The sequence below is a fragment of the Asticcacaulis sp. AC466 genome, from assembly GCF_000495815.1.
Classification (GTDB): domain Bacteria; phylum Pseudomonadota; class Alphaproteobacteria; order Caulobacterales; family Caulobacteraceae; genus Asticcacaulis.
Genome location: NZ_AWGE01000017.1, coordinates 134,617 through 151,872, shown reverse-complemented (window position 1 = coordinate 151,872; position 17,256 = coordinate 134,617). Strand labels below are relative to the sequence as shown.

Genomic DNA, 17,256 nt, shown 5'->3' with positions numbered 1-17,256 from the left:
TGACGTTCCGGCCTATGTCGGACGCGCAAAAAGGAAGACCCATGGCCTACAAATCGCTGCGTGAATTTATCGACAAACTGGAAGCCGCCGGCGAATTGGTCCGTGTCAAAACGCCGGTGTCCACCCATCTGGAAATGACCGAAATCCAGTTGCGCCTGCTGGCTGAACGCGGTCCGGCCGTGTTGTTCGAAAACGTCACGCTAGAAGATGGCACCCCGTCGCCCATGCCGGTGCTCGTCAACCTGTTCGGTAATGTCAAACGTGTCGCCATGGGGGTTACCCTGGAAGGCAAGGAACGCACAACGGGCGCGGAACTGCGCGAAGTCGGTGAGCTTTTGGCCTTCCTGCGCCAACCGGAACCGCCGCGCGGTCTGAAGGACGCCTTCGACATGCTGCCCCTGGCGAAAACCGTGATGGGCATGCGGCCGAAGACGATAAAAAACGCTCCGGTTCAGGAGGTGGTTCTGACCGGCGACGATATCGACCTGACACGCCTGCCGATCCAGGGCTGCTGGCCGGGTGAGCCGGCCCCCCTCATCACTTGGCCGCTGATCGTCACCAAAGGGCCATCGGAATCGCGCGAAGACGATTATAATCTCGGCATCTATAGGATGCAGGTCCTGGGCAAGGACCGCACCATCATGCGCTGGCTGGCCCATCGCGGGGGGGCACAACATCATCGGCGCTGGAAAGCAGAAGGCAAGCGCGAGCCCTTGCCTGCCGCCGCCGTGCTGGGTGCCGATCCCGGCCTGATCCTCGCCGCCGTCACCCCCGTACCCGACACCCTGTCCGAATATCAGTTCGCTGGCCTGCTGCGTGGTCAAAAGGCTGAACTGGTCGCGGCCAAGACCGTGCCGCTGATGGTGCCCGCCCATGCGGAAATCGTATTGGAAGGTCACGTCCTGCTCGACGACTATGCCGATGAAGGCCCCTATGGCGACCATACGGGCTATTACAACAGCGTCGAAAAGTTCCCGATCTTCAAGATCTCCGCCATTACCATGCGCCGGCAACCGATCTATCTGTCCACCTTCACCGGCCGACCGCCCGATGAGCCCAGCGTGCTAGGCGAAGCGCTGAACGAGGTGTTCATTCCGCTGATTCAGCAGCAGTTTCCGGAAATCGTCGATTTCTGGCTGCCGCCGGAAGGGTGCAGCTACCGCATCGCCGTTATTTCGATGAAGAAGGCCTATCCAGGCCACGCCAAGCGCGTGATGATGGGTGCCTGGTCGTACCTGCGCCAATTCATGTACACCAAGTGGATTATCGTCGTCGATGACGATATCAATGCCCGCGACTGGAAAGACGTGATGTGGGCCCTATCCACCCGCATGGACCCGGCCCGCGACATTACACTGGTTGAACACACGCCGATCGACTATCTCGACTTCGCCTCGCCGGAATCGGGCTTGGGCTCCAAGATCGGGCTCGACGCCACCAACAAGTGGGTGCCGGAAACGCACCGTGAGTGGGGCGAAAAGCTCTATATGGCCCAGGACATCATCGACCGTGTGTCGGCCAAATGGGCGGAAATGGGCTTGCCCGGCTCCGGCAAGACCATCTGGAAATGATTAGATAAAGGCCTGCATGGCGTCCGGCATATACGGAGCCAGACGCGCGGGCGGCGCATCTGCACGCAGATCGAGGTAGAGCGTCATAGCCGCTGTCAGGGCGCGGGCGATGTCGGCGGCGTCGTAGGCGGCATGCACCGCCTGCAAACGCCCGGCCTCTGGCACCTGTTCGATGCGCCGGACTCCGCGTTGCAACCGGCCGGCGCGCCGCATCAGCATCGGCCCCAGCACACGCTCCTGCAAAAAGGCCAGCATGCCTATGGCCTCGAACAATTCTCCGCGATGCCGTTTGGTGGCGCCGTAATGAAGCCACGTCCAGACTCGGTCCTCGAACCATTGGGCGTCGGCTTGCGGCCAGACGATTTCGGCCCTGTCCAGCGTGGCCTCGACAACACTCTCGTCCCGCGCCCACAGGATGGCCGGCCGTTCGACCATTTGGGTCAGGTCGGACAGGCGGACGAATTTCAGATCGACATGGAGTAAAGTCGGGCCATAGAGGCAGATCAGCAGGCGCGGCTCGCCGACATGTTCGCCGGTAAAGGCCGTGATCAGTTCCCCCAGGCCTGAAGCGAAGGCCGGGCGGGCCGCCATCACCGCCTCATATTCGGCGTCGGCGACGATGACGACAAGGTCGAGATCGGAATGGATGTCAAATCCGCCCCAGATCAGCGAGCCCGCGCCAAGCAAGGCATCGATACGGGCATCACCTTTGACGGCCTCGAGAATGCGGTCGAGCTGGGCGTTATGCAGGTCAGGCAGGATCATATCCATAGTGCTAGCAACGCAATGTGACTTTGGCAAATCGGCGAAATGATCGATTGCGAATTATTTTGCGTGAATATGATTTTTAATGACGGATTTTCCGCGTCAGCCTGTTAAATGGCGAACACCGGAGGAAACATATCATGTCGCGCATTCGTACACTTCTGCTTACCGCCGCCCTGCTGCCGCTGGCTGGCGCGTCTCTGACCGGCGCCTCTCTGGCCAAAACACCGGCCCACCATATGGAAAAGCTTGACCGCGGCACGGTCGCCGTCAAAGGCGCCGACGGCGTGTTGGTCAGTTGGCGGATGCTCGCCGACGATGTCGATGGCACGGCCTTCAATCTCTATCGTGACGGCAAGAAGCTGAATGCCAAGCCCATTACCGTTGTTAGCAACTATCTCGACAGGACAGGTAACGCCGCATCGGGCTATACGGTCAGGACCGTCGTCAAGGGCAAGGAAGGCGAGCCTTCGCCTACGGCAAAGGTGTGGGCCAACGGCTACCTGTCCATCCCGCTCGACATCCCCACCGGAGGCGTAACCCCAGACGGCGCGCCATATACCTACACGGCTAACGACGCCACTGTTGGCGATCTCGATGGCGACGGTCGTTATGAAATCATATTGAAGTGGGAGCCGACCAACGCGCACGACAACAGCCAAGGCGGCTATACCGGTCCGGTCTATTTCGATGCCTATACCCTGGAAGGCAAGCGGCTATGGCGGATCAATATGGGGCCGAACATCCGCGCAGGCGCCCATTATTCGCAATTCCAGGTCGCCGACTATGACGGCGACGGCAAGGCGGAAATGATCGTAAAGACGGCCGACGGGACGATCGATGGTCAAGGCAAGGTGATCGGCGACGCCAAGGCCAACTGGGTCTCGAGCGGCGGCGAGTTGGAACAGGGTGATCGCACCGGTTCGGTCAAAACCGCCGATGGCAAGCTGATGGCACAATTGCAGGGGCGCATTCTGCAAGGGCCGGAATATCTCAGCGTCTTCAACGGTCAGACCGGCGCCGTCATCGATACAGTCCCCTACTGGCCCAGCCGCGTTCCTGAAGGCGACAATCCGACGCTAGACCGTATGAAAGAGGTTTGGGGTGACGGCTACGGCAATCGGTCCGAGCGTTATCTGGCCGGCACGGCGTGGCTCGACGGCGTGCATCCCTCTGCGGTCATGGCGCGGGGCTATTATGGCCGCACGACCCTGGCCGCCTACGATTTCCGCGACGGTAAGCTGACGCGGCGCTGGACCTTCGATTCGACGGCGCCCGGCATACCAGACGGCTATAGCGGCCAAGGTAACCATCAGCTCAGCATCGCCGATGTCGATGAGGATGGTAAGGATGAGATCATCTATGGCTCTATGGCCTTAGGCGACGACGGCCGTCCCTTGTGGACGGCAAAGCTGTTTCATGGCGATGCCATGCATGTCGGTGATCTTGACCCCACGCGTCCGGGTCTGGAAAAGTTCGGCGTCCACGAAGATATGAAACGCAACGGCTATATCGGTTCGGCCCTGCTCGACGCCCGCACCGGTGAAGTCATCTGGAAAAAAACTGCTGAAAAAGACACAGGGCGGGGCCTGTCCGCCGATATCGACCCGCGCTATCCGGGCGACGAGGTATGGGGCAGCAATGCGCCGCAACTGTTCAACATCAAAGGGCAAGCTATTGCCGAGCGTGCGCCGCGCCAGACCAATTTCGCCATCTGGTGGGATGGGGACCTCCTGCGCGAACTGCTTGACGGCAACATGATTTCCAAATGGGATTGGACGACGTCACAGACCCGCCCGCTTCTGGTGGCCGAAGGCATGATGTCCAACAACGGTACCAAGTCGACGCCGACCCTGTCGGCGGACATACTGGGTGACTGGCGCGAGGAAGTCATATTACGCAGTGCCGACAATCGCGAACTGCGCATCTATTCGACGCCAATTCCGACAACATACGGCTTCGTTACCTTGATGCAGGATCCTCAGTACCGCGCATCGATTACCTGGCAGAACACAGCCTACAACCAGCCCCCCCATACCGGCTTCTACCTTGGCGAGGGCATGAAAACACCGAAAAAGCCGAATATCGTCATCGGCAACTAGCCGTCAGCCCGCTTTCAGTGCCGACTCGATGCGCGCGGTTTCGGTCGCCAGATAAGAAATAACCTGTTCGGCAGGCAAAGGTTTGCTGAACAGGTACCCCTGTATGTAGCGCGCCCGTACCTGGGCCAGCTTGCTCATTTCCGCCTGGGTTTCGACGCCTTCAATAACGCAGTCGAGATTGAGATTTCGGCACAAATCGATGATTGTTTTGATGATTTTCAATGCCGAACCATGCTTCAAAAGCTGGACGACGAAGCTGCGATCAATCTTGATCTTGTCTATCGGCAGGCGGTGGATATAGCTGAAGGACGAATAGCCCGAGCCGAAATCGTCCACGGCGATCCGGCAGCCCATAGCCTTGAGCCGCGCCAACGCCTCGCAGGCCTGCTCGAAATCGGTCAGCATGGCGGTTTCGGTGATCTCAAATTCGATGCGATGCGGGTCGATGCCGGACTTGCGCACGGTATTGCAGATATTGGCGATGGAGATCCCGGAGCGGAGGTCCCGCGCCGACAGATTAAAAGATACACGGGTGCTTTCGGGCCATCCGCGCACCTCGCTCAGCGATTTTTCCAAAAGCAGAAGCGTGATTTCGGTAATCAGTCCAGAGCGCTCGGCCGCCTTGATGAAGATATCCGGGCGAACGCTGCCCAGCTTGGCCGAATTCCAGCGCGCCAGGGCTTCAAAGCTGATGGTTCGGTTTTCGACCACATCGACCTGCGGCTGGAACATGATCGACAATTCGGCTGCGAGATCACTGGACCGCAAGGCCTGATCAACCTGGCTGAAATCACGCATCTCGGCTTCATGCTTTTCGGTAAAGACCACCGGTGCGCCGCGCAGGTTTTGCTTGGCGAAATAAAGGGCATAGTCGGCGCGTTCCAGCAATTGCGAAGCAGTCAGTTGGGCAGAATCGCAACGGACAACGCCAACACTACCGGAAATATTGGCTGTAACACCACCCAGGAAATAGGTGTCGCGTAGGGCATCGCATACCTGGCGGCCAAACGAATCCAGCGCCGCCTTGTCCACGTCTCCGGCTAGGATAATGGCGAATTCATCGCCCCCCATGCGCGCGACGAAGGCCCGTTGTCCGCAAACCTGGCGCAGCCGGCTGCCAACTTCGATCAGCAACAGGTCGCCGACGCTGTGGCCGTAGATATCGTTTATCGGTTTGAAGCCGTCGAGGTCAATAAGCGCCAGATGAAACGAGGTCTCGCCATCGGATACCCTTTTCAGAGCCGCCTCAATCACGCGGAAAAAGTTACGCCGGTTGGGCAGGCCGGTCAGGACATCGCTGTCCGCCATGGACTGGGCCTCGGCACGAAGATTTTCTGCCCGGACACGCGATTCCACTGCCCTGAATAAGGTCTGACGCACGACCATGGCGAGGATAACCGCTGTCGGAATCATGACGGCAATCATGGCGCTATTTTCGAACGATACATATCCCTGATGCGCCAACGCCATAGCCGCCACCGTCACAAGCGTCACCACGATGCTGGGAACGATAACGCGTAGCGAAATGCCCGTCATCGCGAACATCAAGGTCAGGAATATGAAATATACCAGACGTTTCGGATCATAGTGCAATGCCTGGAAAGTTACCGGATTTGTAAACAGAAACAGATTGACCGTCAGGCTGGCCACATTGAGTTGATAGACCTTTTGTGCCCGCTTCAGGTAGATGAAGTGAAAATAGAAGCTGATTACGGCGGTTGCCGCCGAAAGAGTGAACATCATCCACAAGGCCATGCCTGTCTCAGACAGGAAACGGTTCGCGGTGACGACGCAATAATAAATGCCGATGATCAGGCAAAAGCTCGAAACGATCGGCTTCATCGCCGCGACTTCCTCGGCCTGGCTAAGGCCGATCGCCTCAGCTCGCGAGATATATTTGTCATGTAGCCAGCGTTTAGGCGTCAGAAGTCGAGATAGAAAAGTGATGGCAGACGGCATCCCGGGCAGTTTCTCGCTTTCAGAGCGGCCGGCACGGCCCCCTTTTACCGCTCACCCTAGTATGGACACCTAAAAAAACCGCTAACCCACCCTAACGCAGCCGCAATAAATCAGCCGCCCTTGCGCCATGCCGAGATGGAATTGTCACAAACGAGACTTGCCTGCGACAAGGCGCGAGCCTATAGATTTTTCATGTTGCAAACGCGAAACGAAACCGACACCGCCCAGCGCGACGCCCAGATGCAGCGCCTGGAAGACCTTTTATCCGCTGCGCGAAAGGCGGGCGCCGATGCGGCCGAAGCCGTTTTCGCAGAAAGTCGTTCTCTGTCGGTGGGCGTGCGCAAGGGCGAAGTCGAAACCGTGGAACGCGACGAAACGTCCGATCTCGGTCTGCGCGTCTTCGTCGGCCGCAAACAGGCGGTGGTATCGGTCTCGGAATTTTCCAAACCCACCTTGGATCGCCTGGTCGAACGCGCTGTCGTCATGGCGGGTCTGGCCCCTGACGATCCCTATGCAAGCCTGGCGGACCCCACCTTGCTCTTCAAAGGGCCGGAAACACCGCTCGACCTCTATGACGATACCTATCTAAGCGCAGAAAGCCTGCAACAGCGCGCCCTGGATATCGAGGCTGGCGGATTGGCAGCCGGAAGCGAGGCGCTCCAAAGCGACGCGGCCAGCGCCGGTTATGTCCAGAATATGTGGTCCATGCTGACCTCGGATGGCTTCAGCGGCGGCCACACGACCAGCCTGTTTTTCCAGTCCGGACGTTTCATTGCCACCGATCCCGCTGGCAATATGGAACGTGACGGTGAAGGCCGTTCTGTCCGCCACGCCGCCGATTTGCCGGATGTCGCAGAGACGGGACGCATTGCCGCCGAACGCGCCTTGGCGGCGCTTGGCGCCCGCAAGCTCGCCAGCCAGAAAACTACAGTCATTTTCGACAATCGCATCAGCAAATCGCTGATCAGCCAGTTTCTGGGCGCTATCTCCGGATCGGCCATCGCGCGCGGCTCCAGCTTCCTGAAGGACAAGTTGGGCCACCAGTTATTCGACAGCGCGGTGCAGATTGTCGATGATCCGTTGCGGGTGCGTGGTCTCGGCTCCTGCCTGTTCGATGACGAAGGTGTGGCGGTCACCCGCCGCGCGCTCATTGAAAACGGCGTGCTGACTGGATGGCTGCTCAACACGGCGGCCGGGAAGCAGCTTGGTATGCCGTCGACAGGCCACGCCTCGCGCGGGTTGGCCAGCGCGCCCGGCGTTTCGACCCACAACGTCACCCTCGGCGCCGGTACACAATCGATCGACAGCCTGATGCGCGACGCTGGCGCCGGCGTCATTGTTACCTCGATGTTTGGCCCTAGCCTGAACTCCGATACCGGGGACTGGTCGGCCGGCGCATCGGGCTTCTGGTTTGAAAACGGCGTCATCGCCTACCCGGTCAATGAAATTACCGTTGCCGGTAACCTGATCGACATGTTCCGACGTCTTGTGCCCGCCAACGATCTCGAAATCCGCGGCACGGTCGATGCGCCGAGCGTCCTCATCGAAGCCCTGAGCGTCGGGGGTAAGTGATGCGCGATGAGCAGGCGACCGATCTCGAACTAATCGTCGACAAGGTTCGCCGCGCCGGCGCCCTGGCTCAGCACCTGAAAGCAAACGGGCTGATCACACGCTACAAGTCCGACGGCTCCATCGTCACCAATGCCGACACTGAGGTCAATCGCTGGCTGAAGGAAGCGCTTCTGGCCGCCCGCCCCGATTACGGCTGGCAGAGCGAAGAAGAAGCCGACAATGTCGAGCGCCTGACATCTCTGCGCACCTTTGTACTCGACCCGATCGACGGCACGATGGGCCTGTCCAAAGGCAGCCCCTACTGGACGATAGCCCTGGCCGTGATCGAGGCGAATCAACCCGTCGCCGCCGTGGTCTACGCACCCGATTCGCACGAAATGTACTCGGCCGCCTTTGGCGAAGGCGCGTGGCTGAATGGCGAGATAATTCATGCCAGCCAACGCGCGGAACTGGAAGACGCCGAGGTTCTGGGCGACTCCCGTTTGTTCGGAAAAGACATCTGGCCCCGGCCCTGGCCGCGGCTTAGCGTCCATTCCCGCCCATCGGTCGCCTACCGTATGGTCCGCGTCGCTGCCGGCAAGGCCGATTTTACCTTGGCCCTGACCCCGAAACGCGACTGGGACGTGGCCGCCGCCACCCTGATCGCCCAGGAGGCCGGCGCCGTCGTTTCGGACCATTTAGGCAATCCTTACGGATTCAATGCTATAGACAGCCTCAAGCCCAGCCTGATATGCGCCGGCGCGCCCTTGTTCGACCAGATCATCGAGCGTTGCGCCCATCTGGCCACCCTCTAAGAGTAAAAAGACATGAGCGACAAACAACTTCTTCATATCGTCATCGGCGGCGAACTGACCGACCTGACCGGCACCACGTTCAAGGATCTGAAAAAGATCGAATTCGTTGGGGCCTACGCCAATAATGCCGAGGCCGTACTGGCCTGGCGCGCCAAGGCGCAATCGACGGTGGACAATGCGTTGATGCGTTACTTCGTCATTCATGCGCACAAGCTGATCGATCCGTCGACGGCAGGCGAATAAGACAAAAGCCGGCGTTACCGCCGGCTTTTTTATTCCCGTCTCAACAGCTTGTCTGTCAAAAGCGTGCCCCACCAGCTCGCCTTGAAATCGGATTTTATACGGTCGGGGTCATAGTCCGGCCCTTGCGTCCAGTCCCAGAAGCTTATGCCTTTGGGTTCGATGTCACGCAGATAAACTTCGAAAAGGTAATCGAGGACACCGGTGTGACCGGCTTTCATGTGAAGGGTGCGCAGGCCCAATTCCTTGGCCGCTTCGCGAATCGGGTCGCCGAGGTGAAAATGCCGATACAGCACGCTCATCATGCCCGCACGATCAGCGCCGGACTTGCAATGGAGCAGGGCCGGATATTGGATACGCTCGAACAGGGTCTTCGCCGCCAGGAGTTCCTGCGCCGTCGGCAGGCTGCGTGAGGTCAATCCGAAATCCTCAAGGGTGAGCCCCAGCTTTTCACAGGCGTGCTTTTCAAGATAATAGAACGACCCCTTGCCACCGCGCAGGTTGATGACCGTCTTGACGCCCTGTTTCTTCCACCACGCCAATTGAAACGGCCACGGCTGATTCGTCCGCACCATGTCCGGGCCGATCCAGTGCGCATTGGTGAAGCCGAGACGCAGATAGGCATGGTCAGCCCACAGGTAATGCAGGTAGGTGGTAAATAGCCCCCACGCGGTATCCGTTGGAAACGGCTTCTTGTGTTCTTTTTTCGGGAGCAGTTTCAATTTGAACCTCTGACGCGGAATCGCCTCGCCATTAACACATAAATGCGCGACAGACTTACAGAATTGTCGCATAACCCTATATAAACGCTCACAAAGCTTTTTCCAGACCGCCACACAATGACCTCACCCGCCCCCGCCCCTGCCGAGATGAGCACGAAAGTGCTTATAGGCCGCGTGTGGGTGCAATATCTGGCGCCGCAAAAGCGTTTGTTAGGCGTCGCCCTGGCCTGCGCCGTCCTGGTCGCCGTGACGACTACGCTTCTGGTCGGGTGGCTTAACCCGGCAATAAACCTTCTGTTCCACATCAACAGTCCTGCCGACAAGGTCACGCCCCGTCTTCCGGAATGGCTTAAGGCTGCGCCACTTCTGTCGGTGCCGGCCGTTATTATCCTGCTTGGGCTGTTGCGCTTTGCCGGCCAGCGCGGGCTGACCACGTCATTGAACCGCATCGGTAACCAACTGGTCGGCCGTATCCAGGAGCAACTGTTCTCGCGTCTGGTACGCGCCGATCTCGGACATCTGCAAAAAGCCCACTCTGGTCAGTACTTATCGTCTGTTCTTTACGATGCGGATCAGGTTCGTGATGCGGCATCGACGGGGCTGGTACAATATGTTCAGGCGCTGCTACTCGTGCTGGGAAATCTCGCCTTCATGATCTGGACCGATTGGTCGATGACGCTGCTGGTTCTGCTGATTGCCCCCCTGATCGCGGCCGTCATGGGCAAATATCTGAAGGCGACACAACGTGCGGCCGAAGGCGCCATGGGTGAAACCTCGAACCTCTCCACTGCCGTGATGGAAAGTCTCGATGGCGTCAAGATCATCAAAATCGCCAACCAGGAAGCGCAGGAAGAAGCGCGCGTGGGCGAAGTCATCAATCGCCGCCAAACCTTCCTGATCAAGGCCGCCAATGCGCGCTCGATGGCGGCACCGGCCACGGAAGTCCTGACCGCGGTCTTGCTGGCTGGCATCCTGGCCTTCGCCGGCTGGCGGGCGCAATCGGGCCATATCACCATAGGCGACATGTTCGCCTACATTGCTGCGCTGGGCACAGCCAGCCAATCCCTTCGTCAACTGGCCGGATTGCAAGGCACCTTTACCCAGGGGATAACGGCGGCACGCCGCCTGTTCACTGCGCTGGACATCGAGCCCGAAATTACCGAAACGATCGACGCAAAGCCGCTATCGCGCGACTTCAAGTCCATTACCTTTGACCGCGCCGGCTTTTCCTACGGGGACGCGCCGGTTCTGCGCAATGTCAGCTTCACCGCTACCGCAGGGCAGAGCATCGCGCTGGTCGGCCCGTCCGGGTCGGGAAAATCAACATTGCTTAATTTGATTCCACGCTTTTATGACCTGACATCCGGCGACATCCGCTTCGACAATCAACCGTACCGCAATCTGTCGATCCCGGCCCTGCGCAGCCGAATCGCGCTGGTGACCCAGGACCCGTTCCTGTTTGACGATACCATCCGCGCCAATATCGCCTACGGCAACGCCGGGGCCAGCGACGCCGACATCGAACAGGCTGCCCGAGACGCCGCCGCCGATGAGTTCATCCGCACCCTGCCCAAAGGCTACGACACCCGTGTCGGAGAAGCCGGATCGCGACTGTCGGGCGGCCAGAAGCAACGCATCGCCATCGCCCGGGCCTTCTTGAAGAACGCGCCGCTTCTGCTGCTCGACGAAGCGACTTCGGCGCTGGACACCCAATCCGAACTGAAGGTGCAGGAAGCCCTGGAACGCCTCATGGCGGGACGCACGACCTTCCTTATCGCGCACCGCTTGTCGACAATTCGTCATGCCGATCAAATTCTGGTCCTGGACCAAGGGGAAATCGTTGAACGGGGGACGCACGATCAATTGCTGGCGCAGGGCGGTCTTTATGCCACTTTGGCCGCGCAGCAGTTCGGCACACCCGTACCTGAGGTGCCCGTCGCAGATGGTGCATTGACGGCATGAAAAATATTCTCCAATCGGAATTCATGCAGGACCTGATCGCCAACACCTTGGTCGGCTATCTGAAATTCTGTTATAAGACAACGCGATGGCAGGTGGAAGGTCAGACACCGGTTGAGCAGATTTGGGACGGTCGCGGCCCCGTCGTACTGATGTTCTGGCACGGCCGGTTGCACCTGGGCCACGCCTCCTGGCCGCGTCCGCGCGCGCAACCCGTCTGCGTCCTGGCCTCGATGTCCAAAAGCGGCGATGTCAGCATGAAGATCAATACCCGCTTCGGCTATCATTCCATTCGTGGGTCCTCGGCCAAGAAGTCCGATCCGACCAAGAACAAAGGCGGCGCACAGGCTTTTCGCGACCTGATCCGCTGGATACGGGGCGACAAGGACACCGGAGGGCGTTGCGTCGCCATGACGCCGGACGGTCCGCGCGGTCCGGCCCGGGTGATGACCGAAGGCTCGCTGAAGCTGTCGCAGATGAGCCAGGCACCGCTGGTCTTGCTCGGACAATCGACGCGGAACTATCTCGAATTCAACACCTGGGACCGAATGCGCATTCCGCTGCCCTTCACACGGGGCGCCATGGTCTGGGGCGTGTTGCCGCCCGTACCCGCCGACGTCGACGATGACAGTCTGGAAACCCTGCGGCTCCAGGCTGAACAGGCCCTGACCGGCGTTACCGATCAGGCCGACCGCCTACTGGGGTTGATATCATGAGCTACACCCTGGCTATCTATCAACGATTGATGGGTGTGGCCCACGCTCTGGCGCCGGGTCTGTTGAAGCGTCGCGTACAACAAGGCAAAGAGCATCCCGAACGGTTTACCGAGCGGCTGGGAAAAACCACGACGCCACGTCCCGACGGCCCATTGATCTGGTTTCACGGCGTCAGTGTTGGTGAAAGCCTTTCGGCCCTGCCCGTCATCGTCATCCTGACCGAAGAGCGGCCGGATTTGTGCGTACTCATCACGTCCGCCACGACAACGGCTGCCGATATATTGGCAAAGCGCCTCCCCCCCGGGGTGATCCATCAATTTGCCCCGATCGACACCCCGCAGGCGGTCAGGAGCTTTCTCGATCATTGGCGGCCAGACCTTGCCATCTTTATCGAAAGCGACATCTGGCCGACGCAATTGCGCGAACTGACCGCACGGGGCGTACCGCACGTTTTGCTCAGCGCCCGCATCACCGAAAAGACATTCAAGGGATGGCAGAGATTCAAGCGGGGCATGAAGACCCTGCTGGGTGGCTATGCCCTGGTTATGGCGCAGGACAAGGCCAGCGAGGATCGCCTGACCGCCATGGGTGTCACACCCGGCCGCCGCGCCAATCTCAAAACCGTCGGCGCCCCTCTTCCCGTCGATCCTGAGGCTTTGGCCGCTCTGCGCCGCCTGATCGGCAAGCAGTTTGTTTACCTGGCGGCCAGCACGCATTACGGTGAGGACGGCCTGATCGCCAAGGCATTGGAACCAGCTTTGTGGGGTGGGGACCTGTTGATCCTGGCGCCCCGGCACCCCATACGCGCCGGGGATATCCGCGCCGATCTGGAATCGCTGGGCCTTAAGGTGGCGCAACGCTCCAAGGGTGAGGAGGTCACCTCCCACACCCATGTTTATCTCGCCGACACCCTCGGCGAACTGGGCCTGTTCTTCAGCATAGCCGATATCACCATCATGGGCGGCAGCTTTCTTGAGGACATAGGCGGCCATAACCCCCTGGAAGCCGCCCGGCTGGGAAAGGCCGTCATTACCGGCCCGGACACCTCCAACTGGGGCGGCATCTATTCTGATCTGTTGCACGAAGACGCCGGATGGCGCGTTCAGGGGCCGACCGAACTGGGCTTTCTCCTCAGTCAGTTACGCAAGCACCCAGAGGCCGTCCGCTCTGCCGATCAGAAAGCCATCGCGTTCAGTGGCCGCGAAGCCAATACCCTGGATGTCGTCTGGGCCGCGCTGGTGCCCTTACTGCCCAAAGCCGCGCCATGATCCGAACGCCCGATTGGTGGTATAAAAAGGGCGCGGCCGGCGCGCCCTGGTGGCGGCCTATCCTCTGGCCGCTCTCACTCGTCTGGCGCGCCGTCAATGCGGTGAAACGGACGAATGCGAAACCCTATCGGTCCAGCCTGTTCGTCATCAGCATCGGCAACCTGACCCTGGGCGGGTCCGGCAAGACACCGATCGCAGACGAAATCCTTACCCTATTGACGCCAGACGCGTGGGGCTTGTCACGCGGCCATGGCGGCACCCTGCCCGGCCCCGTGCGCGTCGATCCCGCTATCCATACGGCCGCCGAAGTCGGCGATGAACCTTTGATGCTGGCGCAAAACCATCCCTTCGTCATAGCCACGGATCGCGCCGCCGGTCTGCGTCTGATCGAACAGGTACGAAAGCAGCCGAAGCCCGCCATAGTAGTCGTCGATGACGCCCACCAAAACCTCCGGATCGCCAAGGATCTGCATATATTGGTCATTGACGGCGATACGCGAAACGGTGCGTGGCCCTTCGGTGACGGCGGCGTCTGCCCTTATGGACCGATGCGCGAACCGTTGCGTGACGGGTTAGCTCGCGCCGACATGTGCGTTCTCTGGATGCCCGATGATGAAGCGCAGCCGGACGAAGCCCTGATTTCGTTGCTGGGTGATATACCGGTCTTCGTGGCCCGTTTGCAGGCCCACGCGCCGGCCATCCCCGCGCCGGTATTCGGGTTCGCCGCCATTGCCAAGCCGTGGAAATTCGAAACGACCCTGCGAAACGAAGGATACGACGTGGCAGGCTTCGCCGGCTTTCCCGATCACGCCGCGCTCAGCCACACAGACCTGGAACACCTCGCGGCTCAGGCTCAGGCATCCGATGCCCGCCTGATCACGACCCAGAAGGACTGGGTGAAGCTGGATGCGGATTGGCGCGATCGGGTCGCCAGTCTGCCAATCACCGCCAAATTCGATAATGAAACAGGGCTTGTCGCTGTCATAATGAAGGCGATCGCCAACCGAAGCCGCCGCTCTTGATATATGTCGGACGTCAGGCTACGTTCCGACAAAACAAAAATAAGAATTATAAGTTGGGAGAAGATACATGTTCAGACGCCTTGCGGGCATGGCCGTGGCGCTCGCCCTGGCGACTGGCGCCAGCTCAGCCGCCGGTCAAAGCAAGCCTTTCGTTGATATTTCGGCCGCCGATCAAGTCGCCGCCATGGGACCGGGCGTCAATATCATCGGCTACGACCCGTATTGGCAGGACGGCGGCAAAGGCAATTACAAGGAAGCGCATTTCAAGGCGATACACGACGCCGGCTTCAAAACCATCCGCGTCGTCCTCTACACCTTCAAGCATATGGGCCCGGACGGCCGGCTCGCCCCGGTGTGGCTTAAGAAACTCGACTGGGTGGTCGAGATGGGCAAAAAATACAATCTGACCGTTATTCTCGACGAACACGATTTCGATGCATGTTCGAAGGACGCAAATATCTGCGGCGCTAATCTGCGTAATGTCTGGTCACAACTGGCGACACGCTATGCCAATGAACCCAACAGCGTCATCTTTGAATTGCTGAACGAACCGCACGACACGCTGAATGGCGCAGCTTGGAACGCGCTTTTCCCTCAGGTGCTGGCCGTCGTGCGAGCCAGCAACCCGACACGCAACGTCATTATCGGGCCAACCCATTGGAACAGCCGCAATGATCTTGACGACTTGAAACTGCCGGAAGCGGATCGACACATCATCGTCACCTTCCATTATTACGACCCGTTCCGCTTCACCCACCAAGGCGCGTCCTGGGCGCCGCCAGAAATCACCGCCCTTCGTGACATTCCGTTCGGTACGCCCGCTGAAATCGCTCAAATCGGCAAGGATTTCGATGCCGTCAAGGCTTGGTCCGTCAAACACGACCGGCCGATCCTGCTCGGCGAATTTGGCGCCTATGACAAGGCGGCAATGGCCGACCGGGTCGTATGGACCAACGCGGTAGCCCGCGCCGCCGAAGCGCACGGCTTTGCCTTTGCCTACTGGCAATTTTCGAGCGATTTCATCGTTTACGACTTCAAAAAACAGCAGTGGGTCAAACCCATTCTTAATGCCCTTATTCCCAACACAACCGCTAATAAGGAATAGTCACATGCGTCTCGTTTCTCTTCTGAGCCTCGCCGCCGTTCTGGCGTGCGCCCCCTTCACGTCCCAGGCCCAAACACCGATCACGCCGGATGCACCGACCATGCGCGCCGACCGTGGCCTGGAAATCGCCAAGCAGCAGATCGACAGCTATAACAGCTTCACCAATAGCACCGCAAAATTCGAACCGATTTCGCCCGAAGTCCAGGTCCAGCATATGGCCGCCGGCGTCAACGTCATTGGCGGCTACGATCCTTTTTGGGACGGCGGCCAAACCAAGTTCAGCATGAGCGATTTCGCCAAGATTCGGGCGGCGGGCTTTTCAACGGTACGCATACCCCTGTTCGCGTTCAAACACCTGACCAAGGACGGGCACCTGACCGCCGACTATTTCAAACGTCTGGATCAGGTCGTCGGCGCAGCGCTAGCGAACAATCTCATTGTCATTCTCGACGAACACGATTTCGAAATTTGCGCCAAGAACGCCGATGAATGCGCCGGCAATCTCGCCAATGTTTGGTACGAGTTGTCTGATCACTTCAAGAGTGCCCCCAACAGCGTCATCTTCGAACTGCTCAATGAGCCAAACGGTCAGGTCGATGACAAGATTTGGAATTCATGGCTTATCGATTTGCTCGGCATTATTCGCGAGAACAATCCGCAGCGCAACGTGATCATCGGGCCCACGCACTGGAACAGCCGCAACGACCTCAACCTGCTCAAGCTTCCCGTCAATGACAAGCACCTCATCATCACCTTCCATTATTACGACCCGATGACGTTCACCCATCAGGGTGCCAACTGGGCAGGACCGGAGCTGGAAAAGACCAAGAATGTGCGCTGGACCGGCACGGCGGCGGAACTGAAAACCATCGATGACGATTTTGCGAAGGTGCTGTTGTGGTCCCAGGCCGCCAATCGCCCGATCTTCCTGGGCGAATTCGGCGCCTATGACAAGTATGGCACCCTGGAAGACCGCGCCGCCTGGACCAAGGCCGTATCCGAATCGGCACACAAGCACGGTTTTGCCACAGCTTACTGGTATTGGGACGGCGGTTTCGGTGTTTATGACGCCGAAAAGAAGGTATGGGTGAAACCGATTCTCGACGCTCTCATTCCCAAAGGCAAGTAATGGTCGCGAAAGCGAAACGACAAATGGAAGACGTCGCCACGGTCGACGGCGTCAAGTACCGCTGGCATATCCACCGTGAGCCCCAATGGGCCACGGTGGATGGCGGCAAGGGTTTGTGCCTATCGGTGCAGCATGAGGAGAACCCGCAAAAGGTTCTTCTGATCGAGTACCCGTTCCCCAAGCCCAGCCGTCATGCGCAAAGACCGGTTATCAACAAGCAGGACATAGCCGTGCAGATCGGCAAGGCCATAGCTGATGGCTGGGAACCGGAATCGCGCGGCAAGCCGTTCACCTATATGGTTCAGGGCCCGCCCGCTTAGCGACAATCCGAT

At 59.3% G+C, this 17,256-nt stretch carries 15 protein-coding genes; 12 read left to right on the top strand and 3 right to left on the bottom strand.

Annotated features, from left to right (window positions below):
- Positions 1–41: 41 nt before the first annotated feature.
- Positions 42–1,571, top strand: a complete 1,530-nt coding sequence (locus tag AEAC466_RS38750) for a UbiD family decarboxylase (protein ID WP_023459308.1) — start codon at positions 42–44, stop codon at positions 1,569–1,571.
- On the opposite strand, the gene AEAC466_RS38745 is transcribed toward AEAC466_RS38750, so the two are convergent.
- Entirely contained in the window at positions 1,572–2,336 is a 765-nt protein-coding gene (locus AEAC466_RS38745) for a hypothetical protein (RefSeq protein ID WP_200863979.1), read from the bottom strand.
- A 140-nt stretch (positions 2,337–2,476) separates the two neighbouring features.
- Here AEAC466_RS38745 and AEAC466_RS38740 point away from each other — a divergent pair, with 140 nt between their 5' ends.
- Positions 2,477–4,438: a rhamnogalacturonan lyase gene (locus tag AEAC466_RS38740; protein ID WP_023459306.1), complete on the top strand. Its 1,962-nt coding sequence runs from the start codon at positions 2,477–2,479 to the stop codon at positions 4,436–4,438.
- A gap of 3 nt (positions 4,439–4,441) precedes the next feature.
- Here the strand turns inward: AEAC466_RS38740 and AEAC466_RS38735 are convergent, their stop codons facing one another.
- A complete protein-coding gene (locus AEAC466_RS38735) occupies positions 4,442–6,397 on the bottom strand; it encodes a putative bifunctional diguanylate cyclase/phosphodiesterase (protein ID WP_023459305.1) in 1,956 nt (651 codons plus the stop codon).
- Positions 6,398–6,589: 192 nt separating this feature from the next.
- On the opposite strand from AEAC466_RS38735, the gene AEAC466_RS38730 reads away from it, so the two are divergent.
- Genes AEAC466_RS38730 through AEAC466_RS38720 form a run of 3 tightly spaced genes read left to right on the top strand, consistent with a single transcriptional unit; the run spans position 6,590 to position 9,006 of the window.
- Positions 6,590–7,969 (top strand): TldD/PmbA family protein, encoded by a 1,380-nt coding sequence (locus tag AEAC466_RS38730; RefSeq protein WP_023459304.1) that lies wholly within the window; start codon positions 6,590–6,592, stop codon positions 7,967–7,969.
- Positions 7,969–8,763, top strand: coding sequence for an inositol monophosphatase family protein (locus AEAC466_RS38725; RefSeq protein WP_023459303.1), 795 nt, complete (start codon positions 7,969–7,971; stop codon positions 8,761–8,763). Before AEAC466_RS38730 ends, AEAC466_RS38725 begins: the two co-directional genes overlap by 1 nt.
- 12 nt (positions 8,764–8,775) lie before the next feature.
- Positions 8,776–9,006: a DUF4170 domain-containing protein gene (locus AEAC466_RS38720; protein ID WP_023459302.1), complete on the top strand. Its 231-nt coding sequence runs from the start codon at positions 8,776–8,778 to the stop codon at positions 9,004–9,006.
- Between the two features lie 29 nt (positions 9,007–9,035).
- On the opposite strand, the gene AEAC466_RS38715 is transcribed toward AEAC466_RS38720, so the two are convergent.
- Entirely contained in the window at positions 9,036–9,725 is a 690-nt protein-coding gene (locus tag AEAC466_RS38715; RefSeq protein ID WP_023459301.1) for a fused DSP-PTPase phosphatase/NAD kinase-like protein, read from the bottom strand.
- 117 nt (positions 9,726–9,842) lie between these two features.
- On the opposite strand from AEAC466_RS38715, the gene AEAC466_RS38710 reads away from it, so the two are divergent.
- The 7 genes from AEAC466_RS38710 to AEAC466_RS38680 all read left to right on the top strand — a co-directional run bounded on the left by AEAC466_RS38710 (position 9,843) and on the right by AEAC466_RS38680 (position 17,244).
- Positions 9,843–11,687: an ABC transporter ATP-binding protein gene (locus tag AEAC466_RS38710; RefSeq protein WP_023459300.1), complete on the top strand. Its 1,845-nt coding sequence runs from the start codon at positions 9,843–9,845 to the stop codon at positions 11,685–11,687.
- On the top strand, positions 11,684–12,400 hold the full coding sequence (locus AEAC466_RS38705) for a lysophospholipid acyltransferase family protein (RefSeq protein ID WP_023459299.1): 717 nt from the start codon (positions 11,684–11,686) through the stop codon (positions 12,398–12,400). The genes AEAC466_RS38710 and AEAC466_RS38705 overlap by 4 nt, the downstream gene beginning before the upstream one ends.
- Entirely contained in the window at positions 12,397–13,668 is a 1,272-nt protein-coding gene (locus AEAC466_RS38700) for a 3-deoxy-D-manno-octulosonic acid transferase (protein ID WP_023459298.1), read from the top strand. Before AEAC466_RS38705 ends, AEAC466_RS38700 begins: the two co-directional genes overlap by 4 nt.
- A complete protein-coding gene (gene lpxK / locus AEAC466_RS38695; protein ID WP_023459297.1) occupies positions 13,665–14,690 on the top strand; it encodes a tetraacyldisaccharide 4'-kinase in 1,026 nt (341 codons plus the stop codon). Before AEAC466_RS38700 ends, lpxK begins: the two co-directional genes overlap by 4 nt.
- 67 nt (positions 14,691–14,757) lie before the next feature.
- The gene (locus tag AEAC466_RS38690; RefSeq protein WP_023459296.1) at positions 14,758–15,795 is read left to right on the top strand and encodes a glycoside hydrolase family 5 protein; all 1,038 of its coding nucleotides are present in this window, start codon (positions 14,758–14,760) and stop codon (positions 15,793–15,795) included.
- A gap of 4 nt (positions 15,796–15,799) precedes the next feature.
- A complete protein-coding gene (locus AEAC466_RS38685) occupies positions 15,800–16,924 on the top strand; it encodes a glycoside hydrolase family 5 protein (protein WP_023459295.1) in 1,125 nt (374 codons plus the stop codon).
- 23 nt (positions 16,925–16,947) lie between these two features.
- Positions 16,948–17,244, top strand: a complete 297-nt coding sequence (locus AEAC466_RS38680) for a hypothetical protein (RefSeq protein WP_031239203.1) — start codon at positions 16,948–16,950, stop codon at positions 17,242–17,244.
- Positions 17,245–17,256 lie beyond the last annotated feature (12 nt).

Excerpts from the sequence above, each read along its gene's own strand:
- AEAC466_RS38680 (WP_031239203.1), top strand. The coding sequence starts at position 16,948 with ATGGAAGACGTCGCCACGGTCGACGGCGTCAAGTACCGCTGGCATATC.
- AEAC466_RS38690 (WP_023459296.1), top strand. The coding sequence starts at position 14,758 with ATGTTCAGACGCCTTGCGGGCATGGCCGTGGCGCTCGCCCTGGCGACT.
- AEAC466_RS38685 (WP_023459295.1), top strand. The coding sequence starts at position 15,800 with ATGCGTCTCGTTTCTCTTCTGAGCCTCGCCGCCGTTCTGGCGTGCGCC.
- AEAC466_RS38750 (WP_023459308.1), top strand. The coding sequence starts at position 42 with ATGGCCTACAAATCGCTGCGTGAATTTATCGACAAACTGGAAGCCGCC.
- AEAC466_RS38700 (WP_023459298.1), top strand. The coding sequence starts at position 12,397 with ATGAGCTACACCCTGGCTATCTATCAACGATTGATGGGTGTGGCCCAC.
- AEAC466_RS38705 (WP_023459299.1), top strand. The coding sequence starts at position 11,684 with ATGAAAAATATTCTCCAATCGGAATTCATGCAGGACCTGATCGCCAAC.
- lpxK (WP_023459297.1), top strand. The coding sequence starts at position 13,665 with ATGATCCGAACGCCCGATTGGTGGTATAAAAAGGGCGCGGCCGGCGCG.
- AEAC466_RS38740 (WP_023459306.1), top strand. The coding sequence starts at position 2,477 with ATGTCGCGCATTCGTACACTTCTGCTTACCGCCGCCCTGCTGCCGCTG.
- AEAC466_RS38745 (WP_200863979.1), bottom strand. The coding sequence starts at position 2,336 with ATGATCCTGCCTGACCTGCATAACGCCCAGCTCGACCGCATTCTCGAG.
- AEAC466_RS38710 (WP_023459300.1), top strand. The coding sequence starts at position 9,843 with ATGACCTCACCCGCCCCCGCCCCTGCCGAGATGAGCACGAAAGTGCTT.
- AEAC466_RS38720 (WP_023459302.1), top strand. The coding sequence starts at position 8,776 with ATGAGCGACAAACAACTTCTTCATATCGTCATCGGCGGCGAACTGACC.
- AEAC466_RS38730 (WP_023459304.1), top strand. The coding sequence starts at position 6,590 with ATGTTGCAAACGCGAAACGAAACCGACACCGCCCAGCGCGACGCCCAG.
- AEAC466_RS38735 (WP_023459305.1), bottom strand. The coding sequence starts at position 6,397 with ATGCCGTCTGCCATCACTTTTCTATCTCGACTTCTGACGCCTAAACGC.
- AEAC466_RS38725 (WP_023459303.1), top strand. The coding sequence starts at position 7,969 with ATGCGCGATGAGCAGGCGACCGATCTCGAACTAATCGTCGACAAGGTT.